Consider the following 25,780-nt stretch of genomic DNA (forward strand, 5'->3'; position numbering starts at 1 on the left):
TACTGCAGGAGACAACAGCCATGAGCCCCAAGACGGTCGAGTTCTACTTTGACTTCGGCAGCCCCGCTTCCTACCTGGCGTGGACGCAGCTGCCCGGCCTGTGCGCGCAGGCCGGCGCCGAGCTGGCCTACCGGCCCATGCTGCTGGGCGGCGTGTTCCAGGCCACGGGCAACCACTCGCCGGCCACCATTCCCGCCAAGGGCCATTACACCTTCGTGGACTTCGACCGCTTCGCCCGGCGCTACGGCGTGCCGCTGCAGCGCAACCCGCATTTCCCGATCAACACGCTCACGCTGATGCGCGGCGCCGCGGGGCTGCAGATGCGCGAGCCGGCGCGCTTCCTGCCCTACTGCGATGCGGTGTTCCGCGCCATCTGGGTGGAGGCGAAGAACCTCAACGAACCTGCGGCGGTGGCCGGCGTGCTGCAGGCCGCCGGTTTCGATCCGGCGGCGCTGCTGGCGCTGACCCAGGACGCCGAGGTCAAGGAGCGGCTCAAGGCCGCGACCCAGGAGGCGATCGACCGCGGCGTGTTCGGCGCCCCCACCTTTTTCGTTGGCGCCCAGATGTTCTGGGGCCAGGACCGACTCGATTTCGTCAAGGAAGCACTGCAAACATCATGAGCGACATCCTCACCCACACCGAAGCCGGTGTACTCACCCTCACGCTGAACCGCGTGGACAAGAAGAACTCCATCACCTCGGCCATGTATGGCGCCATGGCCGACGCGCTGGCCCAGGCCGAGGCCGACGCGGCCACCCGCGTGGTGGTGATCCAGGGCGACGCCACCATCTTCAGCGCCGGCAACGACATCGGCGACTTCCTGAACCAGCCACCCGCGGGCGTGGACTCGCCGGTGTTCCGCTTCCTGCGCGGCATCGCCGGCTTTTCCAAGCCGCTGATCGCGGCGGTGTGCGGCCCGGCCGTGGGCATCGGCACCACGCTGCTGTTCCATTGCGACCTGGTCTACGCCGGCGACAACGCGGCCTTCTCCATGCCCTTCGTCAACCTGGGCCTGTGCCCGGAGGCGGCCTCCAGCCTGCTGGTGCCGCAGATGCTGGGCTACCACCGCGCGGCCGAGGCGCTGCTGATGGGCGAGCCCTTCATGGCCGAGGCCGCGCTCGAAGTGGGCCTGGTCAACCGCGTGCTGCCGCCGACCGAGGCCAACAACTACGCCCAGGCCCAGGCGCGCAAGCTCGCCGCCAAGCCCTTGAGCTCGCTGATCGAAACCAAGCGCCTCATGAAAAAGGGGCAGGGCCAGCTGGTGCTGCAGCAGATGGCGGAAGAAGGCGCCAGCTTCGGCCGCATGCTGCGCGAGCCCGCGGCGCGCGAGGCCTTTGGCGCCTTCATGGAGAAGCGCAAGCCCGATTTTTCCAAGGTTTGATGCCATATCGGCCTGATGTCCAGGCCGGGTGGTCTTTTTCTGCTATCAAAAGCGGAGCAAACATCCAGGAGACAGCCATGAGCCTCAAGGGAAAAACCCTCTTCATCACCGGCGCCTCGCGCGGCATCGGCTTGGCCATCGCCAAACGCGCGGCCGCCGATGGCGCCAACATCGTCGTCATCGCCAAGACCAGCGACCCCAACCCCAAGCTGCCCGGCACCATCCACAGCGCGGCCGAAGAAATCCGGGCTGCGGGCGGCCAGGCGCTGCCGCTGGCGGTGGACATCCGTGAGGAAGACGCGGTGCTGGCCGCCGTGGCCCAGGCGGTGCAGGAGTTCGGCGGCATCGACATCCTGGTCAACAACGCCAGCGCCATCAGCCTCACCGACACCGAGCACACGCCGATGAAGCGCTACGACCTGATGAACGGCATCAACGCGCGCGGCACCTACCTCTGCACCCAGGCCTGCCTGCCCGAGCTGAAGAAATCCGCCGCGGCCGGGCGCAACCCGCAGGTGCTGACCATGTCGCCGCCGCTGTCCATGAAGCAGCACTGGTTCGAGCACCACACCGCCTACACCATGGCCAAGTACGGCATGAGCATGTGCACCCTCGGCCACGCGGGCGAGTTCAAGCGCTACGGCATCGGCGTCAACAGCCTGTGGCCACGCACGGCGATCGCCACCGCCGCGCTGCAGATGATTCCGGGCGTGGACCTCAAGCTGTGCCGCAAGCCCGAGATCCTGTCGGACGCGGCGTACTTCATCCTCACCAGCCCGTCCACGGTCACCGGCAATTTCTACATCGACGACACCCTGCTGGCGCAGCACGGCGTGACCGACCTGGAGAAGTACTCGGTGACGCCGGGCACGAAGAATTTCATTCCCGACTTCTTCGTGGATTGACGCGTCGCGCGCGCCGGCCGGGCCTGCCTGGCCGGCGCAGGCGTCAGGCCGCCACGGCTGGCGGCCTGCCCCTGCGGCCGGCGAGAGTTCGGCCCAGCAGCAAGGCCGAGGCCAGCATCAGCACCAAGCCGCTGGCGGCCTCGAACCAGATGGTGGCCTGGGTGGCGAAGGTGTGCTCGGAGCACAACGCCAGGGTGTAGTGCGCCAGGCCATCCAGCCCGAGGGCGCCGTAGGCGCCGACAAACAATAGGCCGAGCGCCTCAAAACCCAGGCGGGCCGCGATCAGGCCCGCGGCGCCGACGCTGGTGACGGCCAGCCACGCGAGGTAGACGCCCTCCCGGGCCAGCCACCCGGGCAGGTTGGGGTAGACCGCGATGAACTCCGCGTTGTGGATGAAGTGCGCGAGGCTGGCCGCGCAGTACACCGCCATGAGCGCCTGCAGGCGCCGGGTCATCAGGGATGGGGTGGGTGCCTTGTTCATCTGAAACAGAATCCGATTCGAATCCGATCCACCGGGAGCCCGCTGGAAGCTGGTTTTGCCGTCATCGCCTTCTCCATTGCGTGAGTGCAGGCAGAGGCGCCAGCCCCGCATGATACGGGCGACGCCAGCCGCCATGGGCCGGGCTGCGTTGGCGCTTTCAATCCATGGCGATGGACAGGTCTTTGCCCTGAGGCGGATGACGCCCGATTGGCTAAGATGGCTGCGCCGCCGGGGCGACCCGGCTTCTGTTCCCGCCATCCCGGATTCTCCCCATGACCTACATGCTCCTGATTCTCGAGCCCACCGGCCAGCGCCAGACCCGCACCGAGGCCGAAGGCCGCGCGGTGTACGACCGCATGGTCCGCTTTGGCGAAGGTCTCAAGGCGCGCGGCCTGCTCAAGGCCACCGAGTCGCTGGCCTCCCAGGCCAGCGCGGCCCGGGTCAGCGTGCGCGGCGGCCAGGCCCAGGTGGTGGATGGGCCGTTCGCCGAGGCCAAGGAGATGATCGGCGGCTATTTCCTGGTCACGTGCAAAACCTTTGAAGAGGCCGTGGCCATTGCCCGTGAATGCCCGGCCGCCGAGTGGTCCACGGTGGAGGTGCGCGCGCTGGCGCCCTGCTATGACGAGAGCCAGGCCGACGTGGCCGCCCGGCCCGCGGCGCACGCTGGTCATTGACAGATATAAGGGTTTTTACCTAGATCGAGTGGGTCGAGAACCGGCGGCGCCGTTCGTCGTGCATGTAGAAAGCCAGTTTCGGCTTCCTGTCTTGTTTCAGGAGAAAACACCATGCAAAGGACGACACCCAGTCTGTGGTTCGACGGCCAGGCCGAAGAGGCGGCGAACTTCTATATCTCGGTCTTCGACCATTCCCGGGTCACGGCCATCACCCGCTACGGCGAGGGCGCGCCTTTTCCCAAGGGCACGGCGCTCACCGTGGGCTTCGAGCTGGACGGGCAGGACTACGTGGCCCTCAATGGCGGACCGCATTTCAGCTTCACGCCGGCCATCTCCTTCGTGGTCAATTGCGCCAGCCAGCAGGAGGTGGACCGCTACTGGGAGCGGCTGGGCGCGGGCGGTGCCTACCAGCAGTGCGGCTGGCTCCAGGACAGGTACGGTGTCTCCTGGCAGATCGTTCCCAGGGTATTGCCGCAGTTGCTGGCGGGCGCCGACGCCGCGGGCGCGCAGCGCGCCATGTCCGCGATGCTGGGCATGAAAAAGCTCGACATCGCCGCCCTGCAACGCGCCTATGCCGGCCGCTGACAACCCCGCCAGGAGCAACACCATGCGATTCATGATCATCGTCAAGTCCACGTCCGAGTTCGAGGCCGAGACCACCCCGCAAACCCCCGACGAGCAGCTGATGGCCGACATGGCCGATTTCCACGAGGAGCTGTCCAAGGCCGGCGCGCTGCTCGACGCGAGCGGCCTGCAGCCCAGCCGCAAGGGCTGGCGCATCCACTACGACGGCCAGAAGCGCACCGTCATCGATGGCCCGTTCGCCGAGGCCAAGGAGCTGATCGCGGGTTTCACCATCATCCAGGTGCGCTCGCGCGAGGAGGCGCTGGAGTGGTCGCGCCGGTTCCCGAACCCGGTGGGCCGCGGCGCGCCCGCCGTGATCGAGGTGCGCCAGCTCTATGAGCTGGACGACTTCACGCCCAACCAGCAGGTCGAGCGCTTCCGCCAGATGAACACCCCCAGCCAGAAATAAGGAGCGGCCATGCAGATCAAATTCACCAGTGTCATGGTGGCCGACCAGGACGCGGCCCTGGCCTTCTACACGGGCGTGCTCGGCTTCGAGAAGTGCGCCGACATCCCCATGGGCACCTACCGCTGGCTCACGGTCACCTCGCCCGAAGGCGTGCCCGGCGTCGAGCTGGTGCTGGAGCCCATGGGCTTTGCGCCCGCGCGGGTGTACCAGCAGGCCCTGTTCGATGCGGGCATCCCGGCCACGGCGCTCATCACCGCCGACATCGCCGCCGAAGTGCGCCGCCTCCGCGGCCGGGGCGTCGTCGTGCGCGGCGAGCCCCAGGCCATGGGCCCCATCAGCGCCGTGCTGTTCGAGGACACCTGCGGCAACCTCGTCAATCTGGTTCAGCCGATGGTCTGAACAGGAGAACCCCATGCTCAAAATCATCCTGGGGCTGATCGCGGCCGCCATCGCCGTGCTGCTGATCTATGCCGCCACCCGGCCCGACACCTTCCGCGTGCAGCGCAGCCTAGCCATCCAGGCGCCGGCCGACAAGCTGTTTCCGCTGATCAGCGACATGCACCAGTTCAACACCTGGAACCCCTACAACCGCAAGGACCCGCAGATCAAGGGCAGCTACCGCGGCCCCGCGAGCGGCCCGGGCGCGGCCTACGACTTCGCGGGCAACAAGGACGTGGGCAAGGGCAGCCTCGAAATCGTCGACGTCATGGCGCCGAACCGGGTCGCGATGCGGCTGGACATGCTGGAGCCGTTCGAGGGCCACAACGCCATCGAGTTCACGCTCGCTCCCAGCGGCCAGGGCACCGAGGTGACCTGGGCCATGCACGGCCCCAGTCCGTTCATCGCCAAGCTGATGGGCCTCTTCTTCAACATGGACCAGATGATCGGCCGCGACTTCGAGGCCGGCCTCGCCAACCTCAAGGCCCAGGCCGAACGCGGCTGAGCTCTCACGCCCCGGAAACTCAACAGACCACGGAAAGGACATTCCATGAACCGCCAGATCTTCGTCAACCTCCCCATCAAGAACATGGAACGCAGCCAGGCGTTCTTCAAGAGCCTGGGCTTCTCGTTCAACCCGCAGTTCACCAACGAGCAGGGCGCCTGCATGGTCGTCAGCGAGAACCACAACTACGTGATGCTGCTGGTCGAGAGCTTTTTTGCCACCTTCACCAAGAAGCCCATCTCCGACGCCACCCAGGCCACCGAGGTGCTGATCTGCCTGAGCTGCGAAAGCCGCGCGGAAGTCGATGCGCTGGTGAAAAAGGCGCTGGCCGCGGGCGGCACCTCGCCCAACCCGCCGCAAGACCATGGCTTCATGTACGGCCACGGGTTCACCGACCTCGACGGCCACATCTGGGAGCTGGTGTACATGGACGCCAGCGCCGCGCCGCCGCAAGCCTGAGCAGGCCGGCGCTCGTGCACTCCGCGACCCACCAGGCCATCTCGGCGGTATGGCGCATCGAGTCCGCCAGGATCGTGGCCACGGTGGCGCGCATGGTGCGCGACATCGGCCTGGCCGAGGAACTGGCGCAGGACGCGCTGGTGTCTGCGCTGGAGCACTGGCCCACGCAGGGCGTGCCCGACAAGCCTGGCGCCTGGCTCACGGCCGCCGCCAAGAACAAGGCGCTGGACCACCTGCGCCGCAGCAGGATGCAGGGTGAGAAGCTCGAGCAGATCGGCCATGACCTCGAGGCCCAGGAGGCGCTGATCGTGCCGGACTTCGTCGATGCGCTCGACGCTGCCCGCCAGGACGAGATCGGCGATGACCTGCTGCGCCTGATCTTCACCGCCTGCCACCCCGTGCTGTCCACCGACGCCCGCGTGGCGCTCACCCTCAAGCTGCTGGGCGGGCTGACCACGCACGAGATCGCGCGCGCCTACCTGGTGCCCGAGCCCACCATCGCACAGCGCATCGTGCGCGCCAAGCGTGCCTTGAGCGAGGCGCGCGTGCCGTTCGAGCTGCCGCGCGGCGCGGCCCTGGGCGAGCGGCTGGCCTCGGTGCTCGAGGTGGTCTACCTCATCTTCAACGAAGGCTATACCGCCACTTCGGGCGAGGACTGGATGCGCCCCGCGCTCACCGACGAAGCGCTTCGCCTGGGCCGCATGCTGGCCGGTCTGGCGGCCGGCGAACCCGAAGTGCACGGCCTGGCGGCGCTGATGGAGCTGCAGGCTTCGCGCACCGCGGCCCGCGTGGACGCGGCCGGCCGGCCGGTGCTGCTGCTGGCGCAGGACCGCAGCCGCTGGGACCGCCTGCTGATCCGCCGGGGCCTGGCCGCGCTGGCGCATGCCGAAGCCCTGGGCCAGGCGCGCAGCCAGCCGCTCGGGCCCTATGCGTTGCAGGCCGCGATAGCGGCCTGCCATGCGCGGGCCCACCAGGCCGCCGAGACGGACTGGGCACGCATCGCGGCACTGTACGACGCCCTCGCGCAGGCGGCCCCCTCGCCGGTGGTGGAGCTCAACCGCGCGGTGGCCGTGGGCATGGCTTTCGGGCCGGCGGCGGGGCTGGAGATCATCGATGCGCTGCGCGGCGACAAATCCCTGCAGGGCTACCAGTGGCTGCCCAGCGTGCGGGGCGATCTGCTGGCCAAGCTGGGCCGGCGCGGCGAAGCGCGGGCCGAGTTCGAGCGCGCCGCGGGGCTGGCGCGCAATGCGCGCGAGCGCGAACTGCTGCTGGAGCGCGCCAGCGAGATGCAGCCTTTGGAGCCGCCGCCATGACGCCTGCCCCAGGCGGCCCCCGGCTTGACCCGCGGGCGGCGGCGCCGGACAATTTTGCGATGTGCCCCTGCCACGGCACCCTGCCATGTTGCCCATGATGGTCTCAGTGGAATTCGCCGCCAGCCTGCGCCGGCATGTGGACTGCGCGCCGCAGTCGGTGGCGCCGGGCAGCCTGCGCGCCGTGCTGGAAGCCGCGCTGGCCGCGGCGCCGGAGCTGGCGCACTACGTGTTCGACGACCAGCGCGCCATCCGCAAGCATGTGGCCGTGTTCGTGAACCAGCAGATGGTGCGCGACCGCGTCCACCTCGACCAGCCCCTGAGCCGGGGCGATCGCGTCCTGGTGATCCAGGCCCTGACCGGCGGTTGATGCCAGCCGCCTTCGCATCGAAAGGAATCCCCATGAACACATTGCTGGCGGGCACGCGCAAAGGCCTGTTCGTGATCGAGGGCGCCGGCGCCGGCTGGCGCATCGCCGCGCACCATTTCGCCGGCGAACCGGTGACCCAGGTGCTGGCCGACTCGCGCGACGGCGCGTGGTACGCCGCGCTGCGCATGGGGCACTTCGGCGTCAAGCTGCGCAAGAGCACCGACCGCGGCGCGCAGTGGCACGAGATCGCCGCGCCCGCCTTCCCCACGAAGCCGGAAACCGGCCCCTGGGCCGATGACCCGACGCCCTGGAGTGTGGACCTGATCTGGGCGCTGGCCCCGGGGGGCGCGGCAGAACCCGGCACCCTGTGGGCCGGCTGCCTGCCCGCCGGCCTTTTCAGGTCCGTGGACGGCGGCGCGAGCTGGGCGCTGAACGAGCCTCTGTGGAACGAGCCCGGGCGGCGGCAGTGGTTCGGCGGCGGCTACGACCATGCGGGCATCCATGCGGTGCTGGTGGACCCGCGCGATGCGCAGCACCTCACCGTGGCCATCTCCTGCGGCGGCGTCTGGCAGACCCGCGACGGCGGCGCGAGCTGGGCGCTGAGCGCCGCCGGCATGAAGGCCGACTACCTGCCGGCCGACAGCGCGGACGACCAGAACACGCAGGACCCGCACAGCATGGCGCAGTGCGCCGCCCAGCCCGACGTGCTGTGGGTGCAGCACCATTGCGGCCTGTACCGCTCCACCGACGGCGCGCAGCATTGGCAGGCGATCGCCGCGCCGGCGCCCTCGGGTTTCGGCTTCGCGGTGGTTTGCGACCCGCGCAACCCGCAGCGCGCCTGGTTCGTGCCCGCGCAGGCCGATGCCTGCCGCATCCCGGTGGACGGCCGCATGGTGGTCACGCGCACCGATGACGGCGGTGCCAGCTTCAGGACGCTGACCGCGGGCTTGCCGCAGCAGCACGCCTACCACCTGGTCTACCGCCATGCGCTGGACGTGGCCGGCGATGGCCAGACCCTGGCGATGGCCTCGACCACCGGCGGGCTGTGGGTCAGCGCCGATGCGGGCGAGTCCTGGCACACGCTCTCGCGCGACCTGCCGCCGGTGGCAGTGCTGCGGTTCGCGCAATCCGCCCCGGGCTGAAAGCCGATTGAAAGAACAGCTCCCTAGGATGCGGGCAGTCATGCACACACATCCAATAGGAGACACCATGGAGCGACGCAGTTTTCTGGCATCCGCGATGCTGGGCGCCCTGGCCGGGCCGCAGGCCCTGGCGCAGGGCACCTGGCCGACCAAGCCGATCCGCCTGATCGTGCCCTTCGCCCCGGGCGGCAGCAGCGAGATCATCGCGCGCAGCACGGCCGCCGAGATGGCCGGCTCGCTGGGCCAGACGGTGTTCGTCGACAACAAGCCCGGCGGCAGCGGCAACATCGCGATGCAGGAATGCCTCAACGCGGGCGACGGCCACACCATCGTGCTGGGCCACATCGGCACGCTGGCGGTCAACCCCTATCTGTTCGCCAAGCTGCCCTTCGACGTCAACCGCGATTTCAAGCCGGTGTCGCTGCTGGCCAAGGTGCCCAGCCTGTACGTGGTGAACCCGTCGGTGCCGGCGAAGAACCTCAAGGAGTTCGTGGCGCTGGCCAAGGCCTCGCCGGGCAAGCTCAACTACGGCTCCGCGGGCAACGGCAGCGCCGGCCATCTGGCGATGGAATACCTGAAGTCGGAAGCCGGGCTGTTCGTGGTCCATGTGCCGTACCGCGGCACGGGGCCGCAGATGACCGATCTGCTGGCCGGGCGGCTGGAGGCCGCCGCCGTGGGCGCCGCTGCCGTGATTCCCTTCATCAAGGCCGGCAAGCTGCGCTGCATCGCCACCGGCTCGCGCGAGCGCATGGCCCAGCTGCCCGACGTCCCGACGGTGGCCGAGCAGGGCTACCCCGGCTTCGAGATGACGCAGTGGTATGGCCTGCTGACGCCGGCCAGCTTCACCGACGAGATGGTGGCGCGCCTGTCGGGGGCGGCGGCCAAGGGCGTGAAGGCGCCGGGTGCGGCCACGCGCTTCTCGGATGAAGGCGTGCTGGCGGTGGGCGATGGACCCGCGCAGTTCAAGGCGTTCATCGCGAACGAGCAGGCGCGCTGGAAGAAGGTGGTGAGCAGCGCCAGCATCAGGCTGGATTGAGGCCTCGCGCAAGCCGCACCACGGCTTCCACGCCCGTGCCCTGGTCGGGCAGGGTGCAGTTGCGCAGCACCACGGTGCCGCCCAGCCACCGGACGATCTCGTAGCAGATCGCCAGGCCCAGGCCCGTGCCGTGCAGCGGGTCGGTGGTGGAGAAGGGCTCGAACAGCCGGTCGGCGATCTCCGGGGCGATGGCCGGCCCGGCATTCCAGACGCGGATGACCACCTCCTGCGGCGTGGCCGCGATGTCCAGGCCCAGCATGGCGCCCTGGGGCGTGTGGCGCACGGCGTTGGACAGCAGGTTGGTCATAAGCTGCTCGATCATCCAGCCATGCGCCAGGATGGTGGGTTCGGCGCCGGTCAGTTCGAAATGCAGCGCCTTGTCGCTGATCAGCGACGACAGCCCGACCACCGCCGAACGCGCGGCGGCCGCCAGGTCCACCGGCGCGCTCAGCGCGAGGCCCCGGATCTGTTCGATCTTGGCCAGCGCCAGCAGCTGGTTGGTCACGTTGACGGCGCGCTCCGTGGTCTGGGTGATGTCGGCCAGAAACTGCGGGTCGGAGGCATCGCCGCGCTGCGCGAGCTGCAGCTGGATCTTCATCACCGCCAGCGGCGTCTTCAGCTGGTGCGAGGCGTCGCGGATGAAGCGGCGCTGGTGGTCCAGCAGGTCGTGCAGCCGGCCCATGACCTCGTTCAGCGCCCGCACCAGCGAGTCCAGCTCGCGCACGGCCGGCAGGGGCGTGAGGGGCGACAGGTCGCCGGGGCTGCGGTGCAGCAGCTTGTGCTCCAGCCGCCGCAGCGGCGAGAGGAAGGCCGTGACCACCAGCCAGGTCAGGATAATGGTGGCGGCCAGGTAGACCAGTTGCCAGGCGATCGTCTCGCCCAGCAGGCGGCGCGCCTTGCTCTGGCGCAGCGAGAGCGGTTCGGCCACCTGCACCAGCGCCAGGCCGCGGTCGTCGCTGCTGGCCACGGCCTGGTACAGCGAGGCTACGCGCAGCGCCTCGCCGTGGTAGTCGGCGTCGAAGAACGAGACGGTGATCGGGTAGGTGGCCTTGGCGGGAATGCCCTGGGGATCGTCGGGAAAATCCTCGTACCCCGCCACATGCTCGCCGTGAAAGCCCTTGATGCGGTACAGCAGGCGCGAGCGGTTGTCGGCCTCGTAGAACTCGATCACGGTGTACGGAACAATCGAGACCAGGCGGTTCTGCCGGATCTCCAGCAGGTCGCCGATCATGCGGGCCGAGCCCAGCAGGGAGCGGTCGTAGGCCGAGTTCAGCGCGACCAGGCCCCTGTGGTACAGGCCGATGGTATCCAGCGTCATCAGCCCCGCCACGGGCACGATCAGCCAGAACACCAGCCGGGTGCGCAGCGACCAGGGATGCTTCAAGCCTGCGCCTTGATCAGGTAGCCCACGCCGCGCAGCGTCACGATCGCCACGCCGCAGGGCGCGAGCTTCTTGCGCAGCCGGTGCGTGACGACTTCCACCGCATCGGGCAGCACGTCTTCCTCGGGCGGGAACACCACGCTGGCCAGGAACTCCTTGGTGTGCGCGTGGTTGGGCCGCTCGACCAGCGCGCGCAGCAGCGCGGTCTCGCGCGGCGTCAGTGCCAGCGGCTCCTTGCCGCAGTAGAACGCGCTGGCCGACGGCTCCCACGCGAGGGCGCCGAGCGTGTGCGGCCGGTCCAGCGAGGCCGGTGGGCTGGACTGCACCCGGCGCAGCAGCGCGCGCAGCCGGGCCTCCAGCTCGTCCAGCTCGAAGGGCTTGGGCAGGTAGTCGTCGGCGCCGAAGTTCAGCCCCAGGATCCGGTCGCCCACGGTGCCGCGTGCGGTCAGCAGCAGCACGGGCGTCTTCAGGCCCAGGCTGCGGCCTCGCTGCAGCACGTCCAGGCCGTCCATGCCGGGCAGGCTCAGGTCCAGCAGCACGACGGCCGGCTGCTGCTGTTGCCAGCGTTCGAGGGCGCTCGGCCCGTCGCTGGCGCTCAAGGGGTTGAAGCCCCAGCGCGTGAGCGCGCGGCACAGCGATTTGTGCATTTGGGCATCGTCTTCCACGACCAGCGCATTCATGGGCGAGACCATAGCAGCGATATCAGCGGATTCATGAAAGCAGTTTGAAAGCGCATGGGGCCAAAGTCAATTGCAGCGCCGCCGGGTGGCACCTTATTTTTACCAAGCAAGTGCTTGCTAAAAATAAAAGCCTTTGCTATCGTCCGGTGTCATGGACAAGCCCGTCGCCCGCGCCACCGATGCCGACACCGCTGCGGCCAAGCGGCCGCGCGGCCGCCCGCGCAAGACGCTGGGCGAGCGCGACGACGGCAACCGCCGCGTCGAGCTGATCCGCGCGGCGGCCCGGCTGTTCCGCAAGAAAGGCTTCGACGCCACCAGCACGCGCGACATCGCCGCCGCCGTGGGCATGCAAAGCGGCTCGCCGTTCTACCACTTCAAGAGCAAGGGCGCGCTGCTGTATGCGGTGATGGAGGAGGGCATGCGCTCGGCCATTGCCCAGCAAGGCAGGGCGCTACAAAAAGAAGAGCAAGAAACGACCGACCCGCCTGGACTTCTGCGGGTTTTGATTCGAAATCACTTCGATGTATTGCTCGGCCCGGGCAACGACTTCATCCCGGTCATGCTGTACGAGTCGCGCGCCATCACGCCGCGCCAGCGCGGCCTGCTGGCGCAATTGCAGAGCGAGTACGAGTCCGTCTGGACGCCGGTGCTCGCGGCGCTGCAGGCCTCGGGCCGCATCCGGGCCGACGCCAAGCTCGCGCGGCTGCTGATCTTCGGCGCCCTCAACTGGTCGGCCCAGTGGTTCGACCGCCGCCAGAGCGCGACGCTGGACGACCTGGCCGACGCGGCGCTGGCGCTTTTTCTGCAGGAAATCCCATGAGCTATCGATCCGTTTTCGCGCCCGGCCTGTTCGCGGGCAAGGTCATCGTCGTCACCGGCGGCGGCTCGGGCATCGGGCGCTGCGCCGCGCACGAGCTGGCCGCGCTGGGCGCCCATGTGGTGCTGATCGGGCGCCAGTCGGCCAAGCTGCAGGACGTGGCCGGCGAGATCGTCGCCGACGCGCGCGGCCACGTGGGCCATGTGAGCTTCCACGCCTGCGACATCCGCCAGGAAGAGGCGGTGCGCAGCACGGTGGCGGCCATCGTCATCGCGCACGGCCGCATCGACGGCCTGGTCAACAACGCGGGCGGCCAGTACATCACGCCGCTGGAGTCCATCTCGGCCAAGGGCTGGCAGGCGGTGGTGGACACCAACCTCACGGGCGGCTTCCTGATGGCGCGCGAGTGCTACCTGCAGTCCATGCAGGAGCATGGCGGCGCCATCGTCAACATCGTGGCCGACATCTGGGGCTCGATGCCCGGCATGGGCCACAGCGGCGCGGCGCGCGCCGGCATGGTCAGCTTCACCGAGACCGCGGCGCTCGAGTGGGCGAAAAGCGGCGTGCGCGTCAACGCCGTGGCGCCGGGCTACATCGCCTCCAGCGGCATGGACCATTACCCGCCCGAGGCCGGCCCCATGCTGCGCGAGATGCGCGCCACCGTGCCGCTGGGCCGCTTCGGCAACGAAGCCGAAACCTCGGCCGCCATCGCCTTCCTGCTGAGCCCGGCCGCCAGCTTCATCAGCGGCAGCGTGCTGCGGGTGGACGGCGCGCGGCCCCAGGTGCGCATGGGCTGGGGCCAGGTGGCCGCGCCCGAGGCGGCGCAGCAGCGCGACGCGGTGAAACCCTTCGACGGCTTTCACCGCTACCAGACACCGAAAGTGTTTCAGTCATGACCGTCTTTGCCTCTTCATGGAACGCGCAGGGCGCGCAGGCCCTGGCCCGGCGCGAGGCCATGCTGGCGCGCATCGCGCAGCTGCGCGCGCTGGAAGAGCGCGCCGCCCAGGCCTCGGCCAGGTCCCGGCCGGTGTTCGACAAGCGCGGCCAGCTGCTGCCGCGCGAGCGCGTGGCGCTGCTGCTCGACCCCGGCACGCCGTACCTGCCCCTGTGCTCACTGGCTGGTTTCCTGCATGACACCAAGGACCCGGCGGCCTCGGTGCCGGGCGGCGGCATCGTCGCCGGCATCGGCTTCGTCAGCGGCGTGCGCTGCATGGTGGTGGCCAGCGACTCCGGCATCGATGCCGGCGCGATCCAGCCCATGGGCCTGGACAAGATCCTGCGCGTGCAGGAGATCGCATTGCAGAACAAGCTGCCCTTCGTGCACCTGGTGGAGAGCGCGGGCGCCAACCTCATGAAGTACCGGGTCGAGGGCTTCGTGCACGGCGGCGGCCTGTTCCGCAACCTGGCGCGGCTGTCGGCCGCGGGCATTCCGGTCATCACCGTGCAGCATGGCTCGGGCACGGCCGGCGGCGCCTACATGCCGGGCCTGAGCGACGTGGTCATCATGGTGCGCGGCCGCTCGCGCGCCTTCCTGGCCGGCCCACCGCTGCTGATGGCGGCCACCGGCGAAGTGGCCACGGAAGAAGAGCTGGGCGGCGCCGAGATGCACACGGCCGTCTCGGGCCTGGGCGAGTACCTGGCGGAGGACGATCGGCACGCACTGGGCATCGCGCGCGAGGTGGTGGCCCGCACCGGCTGGGCGCAGGCTGCCATCCCATCAGAAGCGAGGCCGCCGCGCTTCGCAGCCGATGAACTGCTGGGCCTGATGCCGGCCCACCACCGCGAGCCGGTGGACATGCGCGAAGTCATCACACGCCTGGCGGACGACTCCGATCTGCTCGAATTCAAACCGCTGTACGGCGCCGCCACGGTCTGCGCCCAGGCCGCGGTCGAAGGCCATGCGGTGGGCTTCATCAGCAACAACGGCCCGATCGACGTGGCCGGCGCCAACAAGGCCACGCATTTCATCCAGCTCATGTGCCAGCTCGGCCATCCGCTGATCTACCTGCAGAACACCACGGGCTACATGGTGGGCAAGGACAGCGAGCAGGGCGGCATGATCAAGCACGGCTCCAAGATGATCCAGGCAGTGACCAATGCCACCGTGCCGCAGATCACCCTCCAGTGCGGCGCGAGCTTCGGCGCCGGCAACTACGGCATGTGCGGGCGTGGCTACGCGCCGCGCTTCCTGTTCAGCTGGCCCAGCGCCAAGACGGCCGTGATGGGCGGCGAGCAGGCCGCGCGCACCATGCAGATCGTGACCGAGGCCGCCCTGGCACGCAAAGGCATCGCGCCCGATGCGGCCCAGGCGCAAGCGCAGTTCGACAAGATCGTCGCGGTGTTCGAGGCCCAGGCCGATGCGTTCTACACCTCGGGCCTGGTGCTGGACGACGGCGTGATCGACCCGCGCGACACCCGCGCCGTGCTCGCGCAATGCCTGGGCGTCTGCACCGAGGCCCAGGCGCGCCGGCCTCATCCGATGCAGTTCGGCGTGGCGCGCATGTAGCGCCCCCGTGGAAAGCCCCGACACAGAGACAAGGAGACCGGCCATGCACTACACCCACGAACACCTCGAAATCCAGAAAACGCTCAAGCGCTACATCGACGAGCACATCAACCCCCATGTGGACGAATGGGAGGCGGCCGAGATCTTCCCCGCGCACGAGGTGTTCAAGGGCCTGGGCCTGCTGGGCCTGCTGGGCCTGTGCAAGCCCGAGGCCTATGGCGGCGCGGGCCTGGACTATTCGTACTCGATGCTGATGGCCGAGACCCTGGGGCACATCGACTGCGGCGGCGTGCCCATGGCCATCGGCGTGCAGACCGACATGGCCACGCCGGCGCTGGCGCGCTTCGGCAGCGACGAGCTGCGCCGCGAATTCCTGGCGCCGGCGATTGCAGGCGACACGGTGGGCTGCATCGGCGTGAGCGAGCCCGGCGCCGGCAGCGACGTATCGGCTATCAAAAGCCATGCGCGCAAGGACGGCGACGACTACGTCATCAGCGGCCAGAAGATGTGGATCACCAACAGCCTGCAGGCCGACTGGATGTGCATGCTGGTCAACACCGGCGAGGGGCCGGTGCACAAGAACAAGTCGCTGGTCATCGTGCCGATGCGCGACGGCCCGAACGGCAAGCTCACCAAGGGCATCGAGGTCGCGCAGAAGATCCGCAAGATCGGCATGCACAGCAGCGACACCGGCCTGATCTACTTCGACGAGGTGCGCGTGCCGCAGCGCAACCGCATCGGCGCCGAGGGCCAGGGCTTCATCTACCAGATGCAGCAGTTCCAGGAGGAGCGCCTGTGGTGCGCGGCCAGCACGCTGCAGTCGCTCACCAACTGCATCGCATGGACCATCGACTGGGCGCAGCAGCGCAAGCTGTTCGGCGCCACGCTGGCCGACCAGCAGTGGGTGCAGTTCAAGCTGGCCGAGCTCAAGACCGAGGTCGAGTCGCTGCGCGCGCTGACCTACCGCGCGGGCGAGCTCTACGTGGGCGGCCAGGACGTGCTGGAACTGGCCAGCATGGCCAAGCTCAAGGCCGGGCGGCTGAACCGCCTCGTGCCCGACACCTGCCTGCAGTTCTGGGGCGGCATGGGCTTCACGCTGGAGAACAAGGTCTCGCGCATGTACCGCGACGGCCGCCTGGCCTCGATCGGCGGCGGGGCCGACGAGGTGATGTTGGGAATTCTTTCGAAGATCATGGGCATCGCCAAGCGGCCGGCGGCATGAAACGCCTGCTCATCGCCAACCGCGGCGAGATCGCCCGCCGCGTGATCCGCACCGCGCACCGCATGGGCATCGAGACGGTCGCGGTCTACTCGGAGCCCGACGCGCAGGCCTTGCACGTGCGCGAGGCCACGCGCGCCCAGGCGCTGGGCGGCGCGGCCTCGGCCGACTCCTACCTGCGCATCGACAAGCTGCTGGACGCCGCGCGCGCCAGCGGCGCCGACGCGGTTCACCCGGGCTACGGCTTCCTGAGCGAGAACGCCGACTTCGCCCAGGCCGTGCTCGACGCCGGCCTCACCTGGGTCGGCCCGCCGCCCGCGGCCATCCGCGCCCTGGGCAGCAAGTCCGGCGCCAAGGCGCTGGCGCAGCAGCATGGCGTGCCCTGCCTGCCGGGCTACTTCGGCGCCGCCCCCTCCGACGAACGCCTGGCCGCCGAGGCCGCGCGCATCGGCTATCCCGTCATGGTGAAGGCCGTGGCCGGCGGCGGCGGACGCGGCATGCGCCTGGCGGCCGGGCCCGCGCAGCTGGCGGCGGCGCTGCACGGCGCGCGCAGCGAGGCGCAGTCGGCCTTCGGGTCGGGCGAGTTGCTGCTGGAGCGTGCGCTGCTGGCGCCGCGCCATGTGGAGGTGCAGGTGTTCGCCGACGCGCTGGGCCATTGCATCCACCTGGGCGAGCGCGACTGCTCGGTGCAGCGGCGGCACCAGAAGCTCATCGAGGAGACACCGAGCCCAGCCGTCGATGCGGACTTGCGCGAGCGCATGGGCCGGTGCGCGGTGGCGCTGGCGCAGGCGGCGGGCTATGTGGGCGCGGGCACGGTGGAGTTTTTGCTCGATCAAGGTGAATTCTTTTTGATGGAGATGAACACCCGGTTGCAGGTCGAGCACCCGGTGACGGAAATGGTCACGGGCCTGGACCTTGTGGAATGGCAACTGCGCATCGCGCGCGGCGAGCCGCTGCCGCTGGCGCAGGACCAGGTCCGTTTCAGCGGCCATGCGGTCGAGGTGCGGCTGTGCGCGGAAGACGAGAGCTTCACGCCGCATGCCGGCACGGTGCGGCGCTTCCGCGCGCCGGACGGCGTGCGCTTCGACCACGCGCTGTTCGAGGGGCTGGCGGTGCCGCCGTACTACGACTCCATGCTCGGCAAGCTCATCGTGCATGCCGCCACGCGCGAGGAGGCGATCGACCGGCTGGCCGGCGCCTTGGACCGCACCGAACTGCTGGGCCTGCCCAGCAACCGCGCCTTGCTGGCGGCCTGCCTGCGGCATCCGGTGTTTCGCGCGGGGCAGGCGCTGATTCCGTTTCTCACGCAGCACGGTGATGTTCTGCGCGAAGCGCTTCAAAAAAGAGAGCAAGAAATGACCGTGCGATGCGGACCTTCGGCCATTTTTACTCTGAAAAATGCCTCCGGCGTGCTGCCGTGCCCGTTTGCGCGGCCGCTGCGCCTGCGCCACCGCGGCGTGCTGCATGACGTGCCGCTGCAGGGCCTGCCCGAGCGCGTGCCGGGGCTGGCGGCGGTCGGGATCGAGCGCGGGCGCTGGCATGCGCAGCACGAAGGCGTCGATTTCTTCATCGACGACGCCTCGTTCGAGCCCGCCGTTGGCGCGGGCGGCGCGGCGGCCGCACGCGAACTGCGCGCGCCGTTCAACGGCAAGGTGATCGCCGTGGCGGCCGAACCCGGCGCGACGGTGCGCAAGGGCGACACGCTGCTGGTGATCGAGTCGATGAAGCTGGAACACAGCCTGGCCGCAGCCCAGGACGCCACGGTCAAGGCCGTGCTGGTGGCGCCGGGCCAGCAGGCTGCCACCTCGCAGGTGCTGGTGACCTTCGAGGCGGCCGCATGAGCCCCGAACTGCAGCACGACATCGAGGCCCTGACCGACTCCGTGCGGCGCTTTACGCTGGAGCGCATCGCGCCGCATGTGACGCAGTGGGACGAGGCCGGCGAGTTCCCGCGCACGCTCTACGCCGAGGCAGCGGCCCTGGGCCTGCTTGGCCTGGGCTATCCGGAGGTGCTGGGCGGCACGCCGGCGCCGTTCGCGTTGCGCAACGCGGTCTCGGTTGCGATGAGCCGCTATGGCGGCAGCGGCGGCGTGATGGCCAGCCTGTTCTCGCTCAACATCGGCCTGCCGCCCGTGCTGCGCCATGGTTCGCCCGAACTGCAGCGCGAGGTCGTGCCGCCGGTGTTGCGCGGCGAGCGCATCGCGGCGCTGGCCATCACCGAGCCCGGCGGCGGCTCGGACGTGGCGGCGCTGCGCACCACGGCGCGCCGCGACGGCGGCGACTGGGTGATCGACGGCGAAAAGGTCTTCATCACCTCGGGCCTGCGCGCCGACTGGATCACGATGGCCGTGCGCACCGGAGAGGCGGGAAGCAAAGGCGCGGGCGGCATCTCGATGATCCTCGTGCCCGGCGACGCGGCGGGCCTGTCCCGCACCCGGCTCGACAAGATGGGCTGGTGGTGCTCCGACACCGCCCACCTGCGCCTGGACGGCGTGCGCGTGCCGGCGCGCCATCTGCTGGGCGAGGAGGGTGGCGGCTTCAGGATCATCATGAGCAACTTCAACGGCGAGCGCCTGGGCCTGTCGGCCATGGCGCTGGGCTTCGCCCAGGCCTGCTACGACGAGGCGCTGGACTGGGCGCGCCAGCGCCGCACTTTCGGCGCGGCGCTGGTGGAGCGCCAGGTGATCCGCCACAAGCTGGTGGACATGCAGATGCGCATCGCCTCCACCCAGGCCTGGCTCGACGCCGTCACCGCGCGCGCCGACGCGGGCGATGCCTCGCCCGACTGGGTGGCCCAGGTCTGCCTGCTCAAGAACCACGCCACCCAGGCCATGCAGTTCTGCGCCGACCAGGCCGTGCAGATCCTGGGCGGCATGGGCTTCATGCGCGGCACCCGGAGCGAGCGCATCTACCGCGAGGTCAAGGTCATGATGATCGGCGGCGGCGCCGAGGAGATCATGAAGGATCTGGCGGCGCGGCAACTGGGCCTGTGAGCGCGCCGCGCCGGGGGAGGCTGAAGCCGATCGTGGTCATTCCACCCGCGCAGGAGGCCGTCACGCTGCCGCCGTGCATGGTGGCCACGGCCTTGACGATGGCCAGGCCCAGGCCGTGGCCATGGTGCTCGCCCTGGGCCTGCCGGGAGGCGTCGACCCGGTAGAAGCGGTCGAACAGGCGCGGCAGGTGCGCCTCGTCGATGGGCGGCCCCGGGTTGCCGACCGTGACCCAGATCAGGGCCGGCTCCTGCCGGATGCGGACCGAGAGTTGCGCACCCGCGCCCGAATGCTCGATGGCGTTTTGCAGCAGGTTGGACATGGCGCGGCGGAACAGCGCGGTCTCGATCATCGCCTCGGCCCCGACATCGCCCTCGATGCGCACGGCCGCGCCCTGCTCGTCCAGCACGAACTCGAAGAACTCGATGGTCTTGCGGACCTCCTGCGCGATGACGGTGCGCACCAGGCCGGTGGCCACTTCGCCGAGGTCGGCGCGCGCCAGGAACAGCATGTCGTTGATGATCGAACGCACGCGTTCCAGCTCCTCGAGGTTCGACTGCAGCACCTCCTGGAACTGCGCCGCCGTGCGCTGGCGCGACAGCGCGACCTGGGTGCCGCCGATCAGGTTGGTCAGCGGCGTGCGCAGTTCGTGGGCGACGTCGGCGTTGAAGGCTTCGAGCTGCCGGTAGGCGGCCTCCTGGCGGCTCAGTGCGCCGTTGAAGGCGTTGGCCAGGTCCGACAGCTCGACCGGCAGCGGCGAGAGCTTGAGGCGCTGCGACAGCGCCTTGGGGCGCAGCGCCTGCGCCTCCTCCGACAGCCGCACCAGGGGCTTCAGGCCGACCCGGGCGATCCAGAAGCCGATCAGCATGACCAGCAGCACCGTGCTCAGCGACAGCACGGCCAGCGCGGCGAGGAAGGCGTTCAGCGTCTGCATGTAGGGGGCCGAGTCGACGCCGATGATCAGGCGCACGGCCGGGCGGTCCTGCAGGGCGGGGATGGAGGCCGACAGGGTATGGATCGGGTGCTGCCGCTGCGGCATCAGGATCGTGCCGAGCCCGCCCGGCTCGCGGCTCATCTGCTCGATCTCGGCCAGGCCCTGGCCGTACTGGAAGCGCGGGTCGTCGCTCAGCACCCAGAAGCGCACGCTGCCGTCGTCCGAGGTCAGCGCGTCCATCTTGGCCTGCACGCGGGACCAGCGGTCGACCGTGCCGGTGCGCTCGATCGAGTACTGGAGGTTGTGCAGGTGGGTGTTCAGCTCGTCGCGTTCATGGCGCGCCAGCTCGCGCTGCAGCACGCCGTACAGCGCAGCGCCGATCAGGGCGAAGGTGGCCAGCGCCGCGACCGCGAACATGAGAACCAGCCGCGCGGTGATGGAGTGGCGCATCAGCCTGGTTCTTCCTCGCGCAGCTCCAGCACGTAGCCCATGCCGCGGATGGTGTGCAGCAGCTTGGGGCTGAACGGCGCGTCGATCTTGGCCCGCAGCCGCTTGATGGCGACCTCGACCACGTTGGTGTTGCTGTCGAAGTTCATGTCCCAGACCAGCTCGGCGATCGCGGTCTTGGACAGGATCTCGCCCTGGCGCCGCGCCAGCACGGCAAGCAGGGAGAACTCCTTGGCGGTCAGGTTGATGCGCACATGGCCGCGCGAGGCCTTGCGGGCGATCAGGTCGATCTGCAGGTCGGCGATCCGCAGCTGCGCGGGCTCCTGGGCGCGGCCGCGCCGCGTCAGGGCCTGCAGCCGGGCCAGCAGCTCCAGGAACGAAAACGGCTTGGCGAGGTAGTCGTCGGCCCCGTCGTGCAGGCCCTTGATGCGGTCTTCCACGTCGTCGCGCGCGGTCAGCATGATGACCGGCGTCTGCTTGAGCGTGCGCAGGGTGCGCAGCACCGAGAAGCCGTCGAGGCCGGGCAGCATCACGTCGAGCACGATGACGTCATAGTCGTGTTCCAGCGCGAGATGCTGGCCGTCGATGCCGTTGTGCGCCAGGTCCACGACGCAGCCCTGCTCGCCCAGGCCCTTTTGCAGGTAGTCGGCGGTTTTGAGCTCGTCTTCGACGATCAGTATTTTCATGGGCGATGCCGTCCGCGACTCGAACATCCTGGGTCAGGCCGTCACCGGCGGCTCCGGCTCGCCGGCAGGTCCCGCCTTGCGGGCCAGCCGCGCCTGCTTGCGGCGCAGGTACCAGTAGTGGGCCCGGTCCAGGTACAGGTAGATCACCGGCGTCGTGAACAGGGTCAGCGCCTGCGACAGGACCAGCCCGCCGACCATAGCATAGCCCAGTGGGCGCCGCAATTCGGAGCCGGCGCCATGGCCCAGCATCAGGGGCAGGCCGCTGAGCAGCGCGCACATGGTGGTCATCATGATGGGCCGAAAGCGCAGCAGGCAGGCCTGGTAGATGGCCTCCTGCGGCGCCAGACCCTGCTCGCGCTCGGCCGTGAGCGCGAAGTCGATCATCATGATGCCGTTCTTCTTGACGATGCCGATCAGCAGGATGATGCCGATCAGCGCGATCACGCTCAGGTCGTAGCCTCCCGCCATCAGGATCAGCAGCGCCCCGACGCCGGCGGACGGCAGGGTCGACAGGATCGTCAGGGGATGGATGTAGCTCTCGTACAGCAGGCCCAGCACGATGTAGACCGCGATCAGCGCCGCCGCGATCAGGTAGGGCTGCGTGGCGAGCGAATCGCCGAAAGCCTTGGCGGTGCCCTGGAACGAGCCGGTGAGCGCCTGCGGCAGGCCCATGGCGGCCTGGGCCTTCTGGATCGCCTTGACCGCATCGCCGAGCGCCACGCCGGGCGCCAGGTTGAACGACAGCGTCACGGCCGGGAACTGGCTCTGGTGGCTGATCGACAGGTAGGCCGTCTTGTTGGTGTCGACCTTCACGAAGGTCGACAGCGGGATCTGCTGCCCGGTGAGGGGCGAGGTGACGTACAGCTTGTTGAACAGGGTCGGGTCCTGCTGCATCTGCGGCGTGACTTCCAGCACCACGTGGTAGCTGTTGATCTGCGTGAAGTACTGCGCCACCTGGCGCTGGCCGATGGCGTCGTAGAGCGTTGCGTCGATGGCGGCCGGCGAGATGCCGAAGGTCGAGGCGCGGTCGCGGTCGATGGTCAGCGACGCGGTGGCCGCGGCGTTCTGCAGGTCGGAGGCGACGTCGACGAGCTGCGGCAGCTGCCGCAGGCGTTCCAGCAGCCGGGGCGCCCAGACGTTCAGCTCGTCGAGGTTGGCGTCGGTGATGGTGTACTGGTACTGCGTGCGCGACAGGCGGCCGCCGACGTTGATGTCCTGCCCGGCCTGCATCAGCAGCGACACCCCTTCGACCCTGGCGAGCTGCGGGCGCAGCCGCGCGATGATCTGGTCGGCGCTGAGGGTGCGGCCCTCGTCCTTCGGTTTGAGGCTGATGAAGAAGTTGCCGGTGTTGAAGGTCGACGAGTTCCCGAACATGGCTAGGCCGGTGACGTCGGGGTCCTGGCGCACCACGTCGGCGAGCTGGGTCATGCGCTGGTTCATCGACTCGAACGACGAGTCCTGCGCGGACTCGGCCGAGCCGAAGATGAAGCCGGTGTCCTGCTGCGGGAAGAATCCCTTGGGAATGAAGACGAACAGGGCGACGGTGGCCGCCAGCGTGGCGATGAACACGCACAGCGTGATGAACTGGTGGCGCAGCACCAGATGCAGGCCGCGCTTGTAGCCGTTGAGCATCGCATCGAAGCCGTGCTCGAACCACTGGTAGAGCCGCCCATGCGATCGCCCGTGCTCGTTCTTCAGGAAGCGCGAGCACAGCATCGGCGTCAGGGTCAGCGAGATGGCGACCGAGACCGTGATCGCCAGCGTCACCGTGATCGCGAACTCGCGGAACAGCCGGCCCACGATGCCGCCCATCAGCAGCAGCGGAATGAACACCGCCACCAGCGACACCGAGATAGAGACGATGGTGAAGCTGATTTCCGCCGCGCCCTTGAGGGCCGCCTCCATCGGCGACAGGCCTTGCTCGACGTGGCGGTAGATGTTCTCCAGCATCACGATCGCGTCGTCCACGACGAAGCCGACCGAGATGGTGAGCGCCATCAGCGAGAGGTTGTCGAGGCTGAAGCCCGCGAGGTACATCACGGCCGCGGTGCCCGTCAGCGCCAGCGGCACGGTGATGCTCGGGATCAGCGTGGCCGCCACGTTGCGCAGGAACAGGAAGATGACCATCACCACCAGCGCGATCGTCAGCAGCAGCGTGAACTCGACGTCCAGCACCGAGGCGCGGATGGTCTGAGTGCGGTCCACCAGGATGTTCACGTCCACCGTGGGCGGAATGGAGGCCTGCAGCTGGGGCAGTGCGGCCTTGATGCGGTCCACGGTCTCGATCACGTTGGCGCCGGGCTGCTTGAAGATCACCAGCACGATGGAGCGGCCGTTGCCGACGGTGCTGTTTGCCGGCGCGGCAGCGCCGCCATAGGCCCAGGCGGCCACCTTGGTGTTCTCCGCCGCATCCACCGCGACACCGAGGTCGCGCACGCGAACCGGCGCGCCGTTGCGGTAGGCCAGCACCACGTCGTTCCAGGGCGCGGCGCTCAGCAACTGGTCGTTGGTGTAGACGGTGAAGCTCTGCCGCTGGCCGTCCAGCGTGCCCTTGGGCTGGTTCACGGTGGTGCTGGCGATGACGCCGCGAATGTCCTCCAGGCTCATGCCCAGCGCGGCCAGCCGGGCGGGATCGACCTGGATGCGCACCGACGGCTTCTGCACCCCGCCGATGCTGACCAGGCCGACTCCCGAGATCTGCGAGATCTGCTGCGCCAGGATGTTGTCGGCATAGTCGTTGACCTCGATCAGCGGCAGCGTCCTGGATTGCACCGTGAGCAGCATGATGGGCGAATCGGCCGGATTGACCTTACGGAAGGTCGGCGGGCTCGGCAGGTTGGCCGGCAGCTGGCCGGTGGCGGCGACGATGGCCGCCTGGACGTCGAGCGCCGCGGCGTCGATCGAGCGGTTCAGGTCGAACTGGAGGGTGATCTGCGAGGAGCCGATGCCGCTGGTCGAGGTCATCTGGCTCAGGCCGGCGATCAGCGAGAACTGCCGCTCCAGCGGCTGCGCAACGTTCGAGGCCATGGTCTCCGGGCTGGCCCCGGGCAGATTGGCCGAGACCTGGATGGTCGGGAAATCGACCTGGGGCAGCGGGGCCACCGGCAGCAGCGGAAACACCGCCACGCCCACGAGCAGCAGGGCCAGCGCCAGCAGCGTGGTGCCGATGGGCCGCCGGATGAAGGTGGCGGAGATGCTCAATTGCCGGCTCCCGATGCCGCGGCGCCGGCCGTTTTCAAGGTGCCGGCTGCCACTTCCACGACGCACACGCCGGGCTTGAGCTTGTACTGCCCGTCCACCACCACATGCTGGCCGGCGCTCAGCCCCTTGTCGATGATCGCCAGGCCGTCCTGGATCCGCGCCACCTGGACGGGCAGGCTCTGCGCCGTGCCGTCGGCATTGGCGACATAGACATAGAGGCCGCCCTGGCTGCGCTGGACCGCGGCGGCGGGCACGGTGAGCGCCTGGCTGCGGGTGCCCAGCACCAGGCGCGCGTTCACGAACTGGCCGGGCCACAGCGTGTGCGACGGGTTCGGGAAGCTGCCCTTGAGCTGCACCGTGCCGGTGGTCGGGTCGATCTGGTTGTTCAGCAGGATCAGCTTGCCCTGGCCCAGCAGCTCGCGGCCTTCGCGCGGATAGGCCTCCACCGCCAGCGGCTGCGGGCTCGCGCGCAGCGCCCGGTTGATCTCCTGGAAGGCGCCTTCGGGCAGGGTGAACACGACCGCGATCGGATCGATCTGGTTGATCACGACCAGGCCGTTGGCATCGGCAGCGTGCACGATGTTGCCCGGGTCCACCAGGCGCGCGCCGACCCGGCCGCTGATCGGCGCGGCGATGGTGGTGAAGTCGAGCTGCACCTGCGCATAGTTGATCTGCGCCTCGTCGGTCTTGACCGCGGCATCGAGCTGCGCCACCAGCGCCTTCTGGGTGTCGAGCTGCTGCTGGGTGGCCGCATCCTGCGTGATCAGGGTGGTGTAGCGCTGCAGGTCCGTTCTGGCGTTGGCGAGCTGCGCCTGGTCCTTGAGCTTCTGGGCCTGCGCCTGCTGCAGCTGCGCCTGCAGCGTGCGCGGGTCGATGCGCGCCAGCATCTGGCCGGCCTTCACGTCCTGGCCCTCGGTGAACCCGACCCGCTCGAGCTGGCCGTCGATGCGCGCCTTGACCGTCACGCTGGCCATGGCGGTGACGTTGCCGATGCCGGCCAGGTAGATCGGCACGTCCTGCTGCTGGACCGGCGCCGTGGTGACCTGTACCGGCGGCGGCGGCGCGGCCGGCGGCTTGGAGGAGAACGCCGTGTGGCGCAGGGCCAGCGCGGTGCCGGCGAGGACCACCACCAGCGCGGCGGCGGTCAGCAGCGTGGGATGGCGTTGGGACAGCGCAGAAGTCATGG

At 69.2% G+C, this 25,780-nt stretch carries 26 protein-coding genes; 19 read left to right on the forward strand and 7 right to left on the reverse strand.

Annotated elements, in window-relative coordinates; all coding sequences use genetic code 11:
• Window positions 1–20 precede the first annotated feature (20 nt).
• The 3 genes from MMF98_RS01620 (at window position 21) to MMF98_RS01630 (ending at window position 2,286) form a co-directional block, all read left to right on the forward strand.
• Window positions 21–620, forward strand: coding sequence for a 2-hydroxychromene-2-carboxylate isomerase (locus MMF98_RS01620; protein ID WP_243303647.1), 600 nt, complete (start codon window positions 21–23; stop codon window positions 618–620).
• Window positions 617–1,381 (forward strand): enoyl-CoA hydratase, encoded by a 765-nt coding sequence (locus MMF98_RS01625; protein WP_243303650.1) that lies wholly within the window; start codon window positions 617–619, stop codon window positions 1,379–1,381. Before MMF98_RS01620 ends, MMF98_RS01625 begins: the two co-directional genes overlap by 4 nt.
• 77 nt (window positions 1,382–1,458) lie before the next feature.
• Window positions 1,459–2,286 carry an SDR family oxidoreductase gene (locus MMF98_RS01630; RefSeq protein ID WP_243303653.1) on the forward strand — a complete coding sequence of 276 codons (828 nt, stop codon included), beginning with the start codon at window positions 1,459–1,461 and terminating at the stop codon, window positions 2,284–2,286.
• A 43-nt stretch (window positions 2,287–2,329) separates the two neighbouring features.
• Here MMF98_RS01630 and MMF98_RS01635 read toward each other — a convergent pair whose 3' ends face one another.
• Window positions 2,330–2,767, reverse strand: coding sequence for a hypothetical protein (locus MMF98_RS01635; protein WP_243303661.1), 438 nt, complete (start codon window positions 2,765–2,767; stop codon window positions 2,330–2,332).
• A gap of 272 nt (window positions 2,768–3,039) precedes the next feature.
• Between MMF98_RS01635 and MMF98_RS01640 the strand changes: the two genes are divergently transcribed.
• The 10 genes from MMF98_RS01640 to MMF98_RS01685 all read left to right on the forward strand — a co-directional run bounded on the left by MMF98_RS01640 (window position 3,040) and on the right by MMF98_RS01685 (window position 9,734).
• The gene (locus MMF98_RS01640; protein ID WP_243303663.1) at window positions 3,040–3,441 is read left to right on the forward strand and encodes a YciI family protein; all 402 of its coding nucleotides are present in this window, start codon (window positions 3,040–3,042) and stop codon (window positions 3,439–3,441) included.
• Between the two features lie 111 nt (window positions 3,442–3,552).
• Window positions 3,553–4,026, forward strand: coding sequence for a VOC family protein (locus MMF98_RS01645; RefSeq protein WP_243303665.1), 474 nt, complete (start codon window positions 3,553–3,555; stop codon window positions 4,024–4,026).
• A gap of 22 nt (window positions 4,027–4,048) precedes the next feature.
• Window positions 4,049–4,474 (forward strand): YciI family protein, encoded by a 426-nt coding sequence (locus MMF98_RS01650; protein ID WP_243303667.1) that lies wholly within the window; start codon window positions 4,049–4,051, stop codon window positions 4,472–4,474.
• 9 nt (window positions 4,475–4,483) lie between these two features.
• Window positions 4,484–4,873: a VOC family protein gene (locus MMF98_RS01655; protein WP_243303669.1), complete on the forward strand. Its 390-nt coding sequence runs from the start codon at window positions 4,484–4,486 to the stop codon at window positions 4,871–4,873.
• A gap of 13 nt (window positions 4,874–4,886) precedes the next feature.
• Window positions 4,887–5,417, forward strand: a complete 531-nt coding sequence (locus MMF98_RS01660; protein ID WP_243303671.1) for an SRPBCC family protein — start codon at window positions 4,887–4,889, stop codon at window positions 5,415–5,417.
• 45 nt (window positions 5,418–5,462) lie between these two features.
• Window positions 5,463–5,876 (forward strand): VOC family protein, encoded by a 414-nt coding sequence (locus MMF98_RS01665; RefSeq protein ID WP_243303678.1) that lies wholly within the window; start codon window positions 5,463–5,465, stop codon window positions 5,874–5,876.
• A 14-nt stretch (window positions 5,877–5,890) separates the two neighbouring features.
• Window positions 5,891–7,189: an RNA polymerase sigma factor gene (locus MMF98_RS01670; RefSeq protein ID WP_243303679.1), complete on the forward strand. Its 1,299-nt coding sequence runs from the start codon at window positions 5,891–5,893 to the stop codon at window positions 7,187–7,189.
• A gap of 94 nt (window positions 7,190–7,283) precedes the next feature.
• Window positions 7,284–7,556, forward strand: coding sequence for a MoaD/ThiS family protein (locus MMF98_RS01675; RefSeq protein WP_243303694.1), 273 nt, complete (start codon window positions 7,284–7,286; stop codon window positions 7,554–7,556).
• 32 nt (window positions 7,557–7,588) lie between these two features.
• Complete coding sequence (locus tag MMF98_RS01680; RefSeq protein ID WP_243303695.1) at window positions 7,589–8,698, forward strand: WD40/YVTN/BNR-like repeat-containing protein; 1,110 nt, start codon at window positions 7,589–7,591, stop codon at window positions 8,696–8,698.
• A gap of 67 nt (window positions 8,699–8,765) precedes the next feature.
• Entirely contained in the window at window positions 8,766–9,734 is a 969-nt protein-coding gene (locus MMF98_RS01685) for a Bug family tripartite tricarboxylate transporter substrate binding protein (protein ID WP_423837545.1), read from the forward strand.
• On the opposite strand, the gene MMF98_RS01690 is transcribed toward MMF98_RS01685, so the two are convergent.
• A complete protein-coding gene (locus MMF98_RS01690; protein ID WP_243303697.1) occupies window positions 9,721–11,118 on the reverse strand; it encodes a sensor histidine kinase in 1,398 nt (465 codons plus the stop codon). The genes MMF98_RS01685 and MMF98_RS01690 overlap by 14 nt on opposite strands.
• A complete protein-coding gene (locus MMF98_RS01695; protein WP_423837546.1) occupies window positions 11,115–11,807 on the reverse strand; it encodes a response regulator in 693 nt (230 codons plus the stop codon). The genes MMF98_RS01690 and MMF98_RS01695 overlap by 4 nt, the downstream gene beginning before the upstream one ends.
• Before the next feature lie 139 nt (window positions 11,808–11,946).
• Here MMF98_RS01695 and MMF98_RS01700 point away from each other — a divergent pair, with 139 nt between their 5' ends.
• The 6 genes from MMF98_RS01700 to MMF98_RS01725 are packed head-to-tail and all read left to right on the forward strand — an operon-like array spanning window position 11,947 to window position 19,329.
• A complete protein-coding gene (locus MMF98_RS01700) occupies window positions 11,947–12,615 on the forward strand; it encodes a TetR/AcrR family transcriptional regulator (RefSeq protein ID WP_243303701.1) in 669 nt (222 codons plus the stop codon).
• Window positions 12,612–13,508, forward strand: coding sequence for an SDR family oxidoreductase (locus MMF98_RS01705; protein ID WP_243303703.1), 897 nt, complete (start codon window positions 12,612–12,614; stop codon window positions 13,506–13,508). The genes MMF98_RS01700 and MMF98_RS01705 overlap by 4 nt, the downstream gene beginning before the upstream one ends.
• A complete protein-coding gene (locus MMF98_RS01710; protein ID WP_243303705.1) occupies window positions 13,505–15,118 on the forward strand; it encodes an acyl-CoA carboxylase subunit beta in 1,614 nt (537 codons plus the stop codon). Before MMF98_RS01705 ends, MMF98_RS01710 begins: the two co-directional genes overlap by 4 nt.
• Before the next feature lie 43 nt (window positions 15,119–15,161).
• Window positions 15,162–16,340, forward strand: coding sequence for an acyl-CoA dehydrogenase family protein (locus MMF98_RS01715; protein ID WP_243303708.1), 1,179 nt, complete (start codon window positions 15,162–15,164; stop codon window positions 16,338–16,340).
• Window positions 16,337–18,178, forward strand: coding sequence for an acetyl/propionyl/methylcrotonyl-CoA carboxylase subunit alpha (locus tag MMF98_RS01720; RefSeq protein WP_243303710.1), 1,842 nt, complete (start codon window positions 16,337–16,339; stop codon window positions 18,176–18,178). Before MMF98_RS01715 ends, MMF98_RS01720 begins: the two co-directional genes overlap by 4 nt.
• The gene (locus MMF98_RS01725) at window positions 18,175–19,329 is read left to right on the forward strand and encodes an acyl-CoA dehydrogenase family protein (RefSeq protein ID WP_243303712.1); all 1,155 of its coding nucleotides are present in this window, start codon (window positions 18,175–18,177) and stop codon (window positions 19,327–19,329) included. The genes MMF98_RS01720 and MMF98_RS01725 overlap by 4 nt, the downstream gene beginning before the upstream one ends.
• On the opposite strand, the gene MMF98_RS01730 is transcribed toward MMF98_RS01725, so the two are convergent.
• From MMF98_RS01730 to MMF98_RS01745, 4 genes are read right to left on the reverse strand one after another with little or no spacing between them, the layout of a single operon-like run.
• Window positions 19,292–20,710, reverse strand: a complete 1,419-nt coding sequence (locus MMF98_RS01730) for a heavy metal sensor histidine kinase (protein WP_243303714.1) — start codon at window positions 20,708–20,710, stop codon at window positions 19,292–19,294. The genes MMF98_RS01725 and MMF98_RS01730 overlap by 38 nt on opposite strands.
• A complete protein-coding gene (locus MMF98_RS01735) occupies window positions 20,710–21,393 on the reverse strand; it encodes a heavy metal response regulator transcription factor (RefSeq protein WP_243303716.1) in 684 nt (227 codons plus the stop codon). The genes MMF98_RS01730 and MMF98_RS01735 overlap by 1 nt, the downstream gene beginning before the upstream one ends.
• A gap of 33 nt (window positions 21,394–21,426) precedes the next feature.
• Window positions 21,427–24,594 carry an efflux RND transporter permease subunit gene (locus tag MMF98_RS01740; protein WP_243303719.1) on the reverse strand — a complete coding sequence of 1,056 codons (3,168 nt, stop codon included), beginning with the start codon at window positions 24,592–24,594 and terminating at the stop codon, window positions 21,427–21,429.
• The gene (locus MMF98_RS01745; RefSeq protein WP_243303720.1) at window positions 24,591–25,778 is read right to left on the reverse strand and encodes an efflux RND transporter periplasmic adaptor subunit; all 1,188 of its coding nucleotides are present in this window, start codon (window positions 25,776–25,778) and stop codon (window positions 24,591–24,593) included. Before MMF98_RS01745 ends, MMF98_RS01740 begins: the two co-directional genes overlap by 4 nt.
• Window positions 25,779–25,780 lie beyond the last annotated feature (2 nt).

Source organism: Variovorax terrae (genome assembly GCF_022809125.1).
In the GTDB taxonomy this organism is placed as follows: Bacteria; Pseudomonadota; Gammaproteobacteria; order Burkholderiales; family Burkholderiaceae_C; genus Variovorax_A; species Variovorax_A terrae.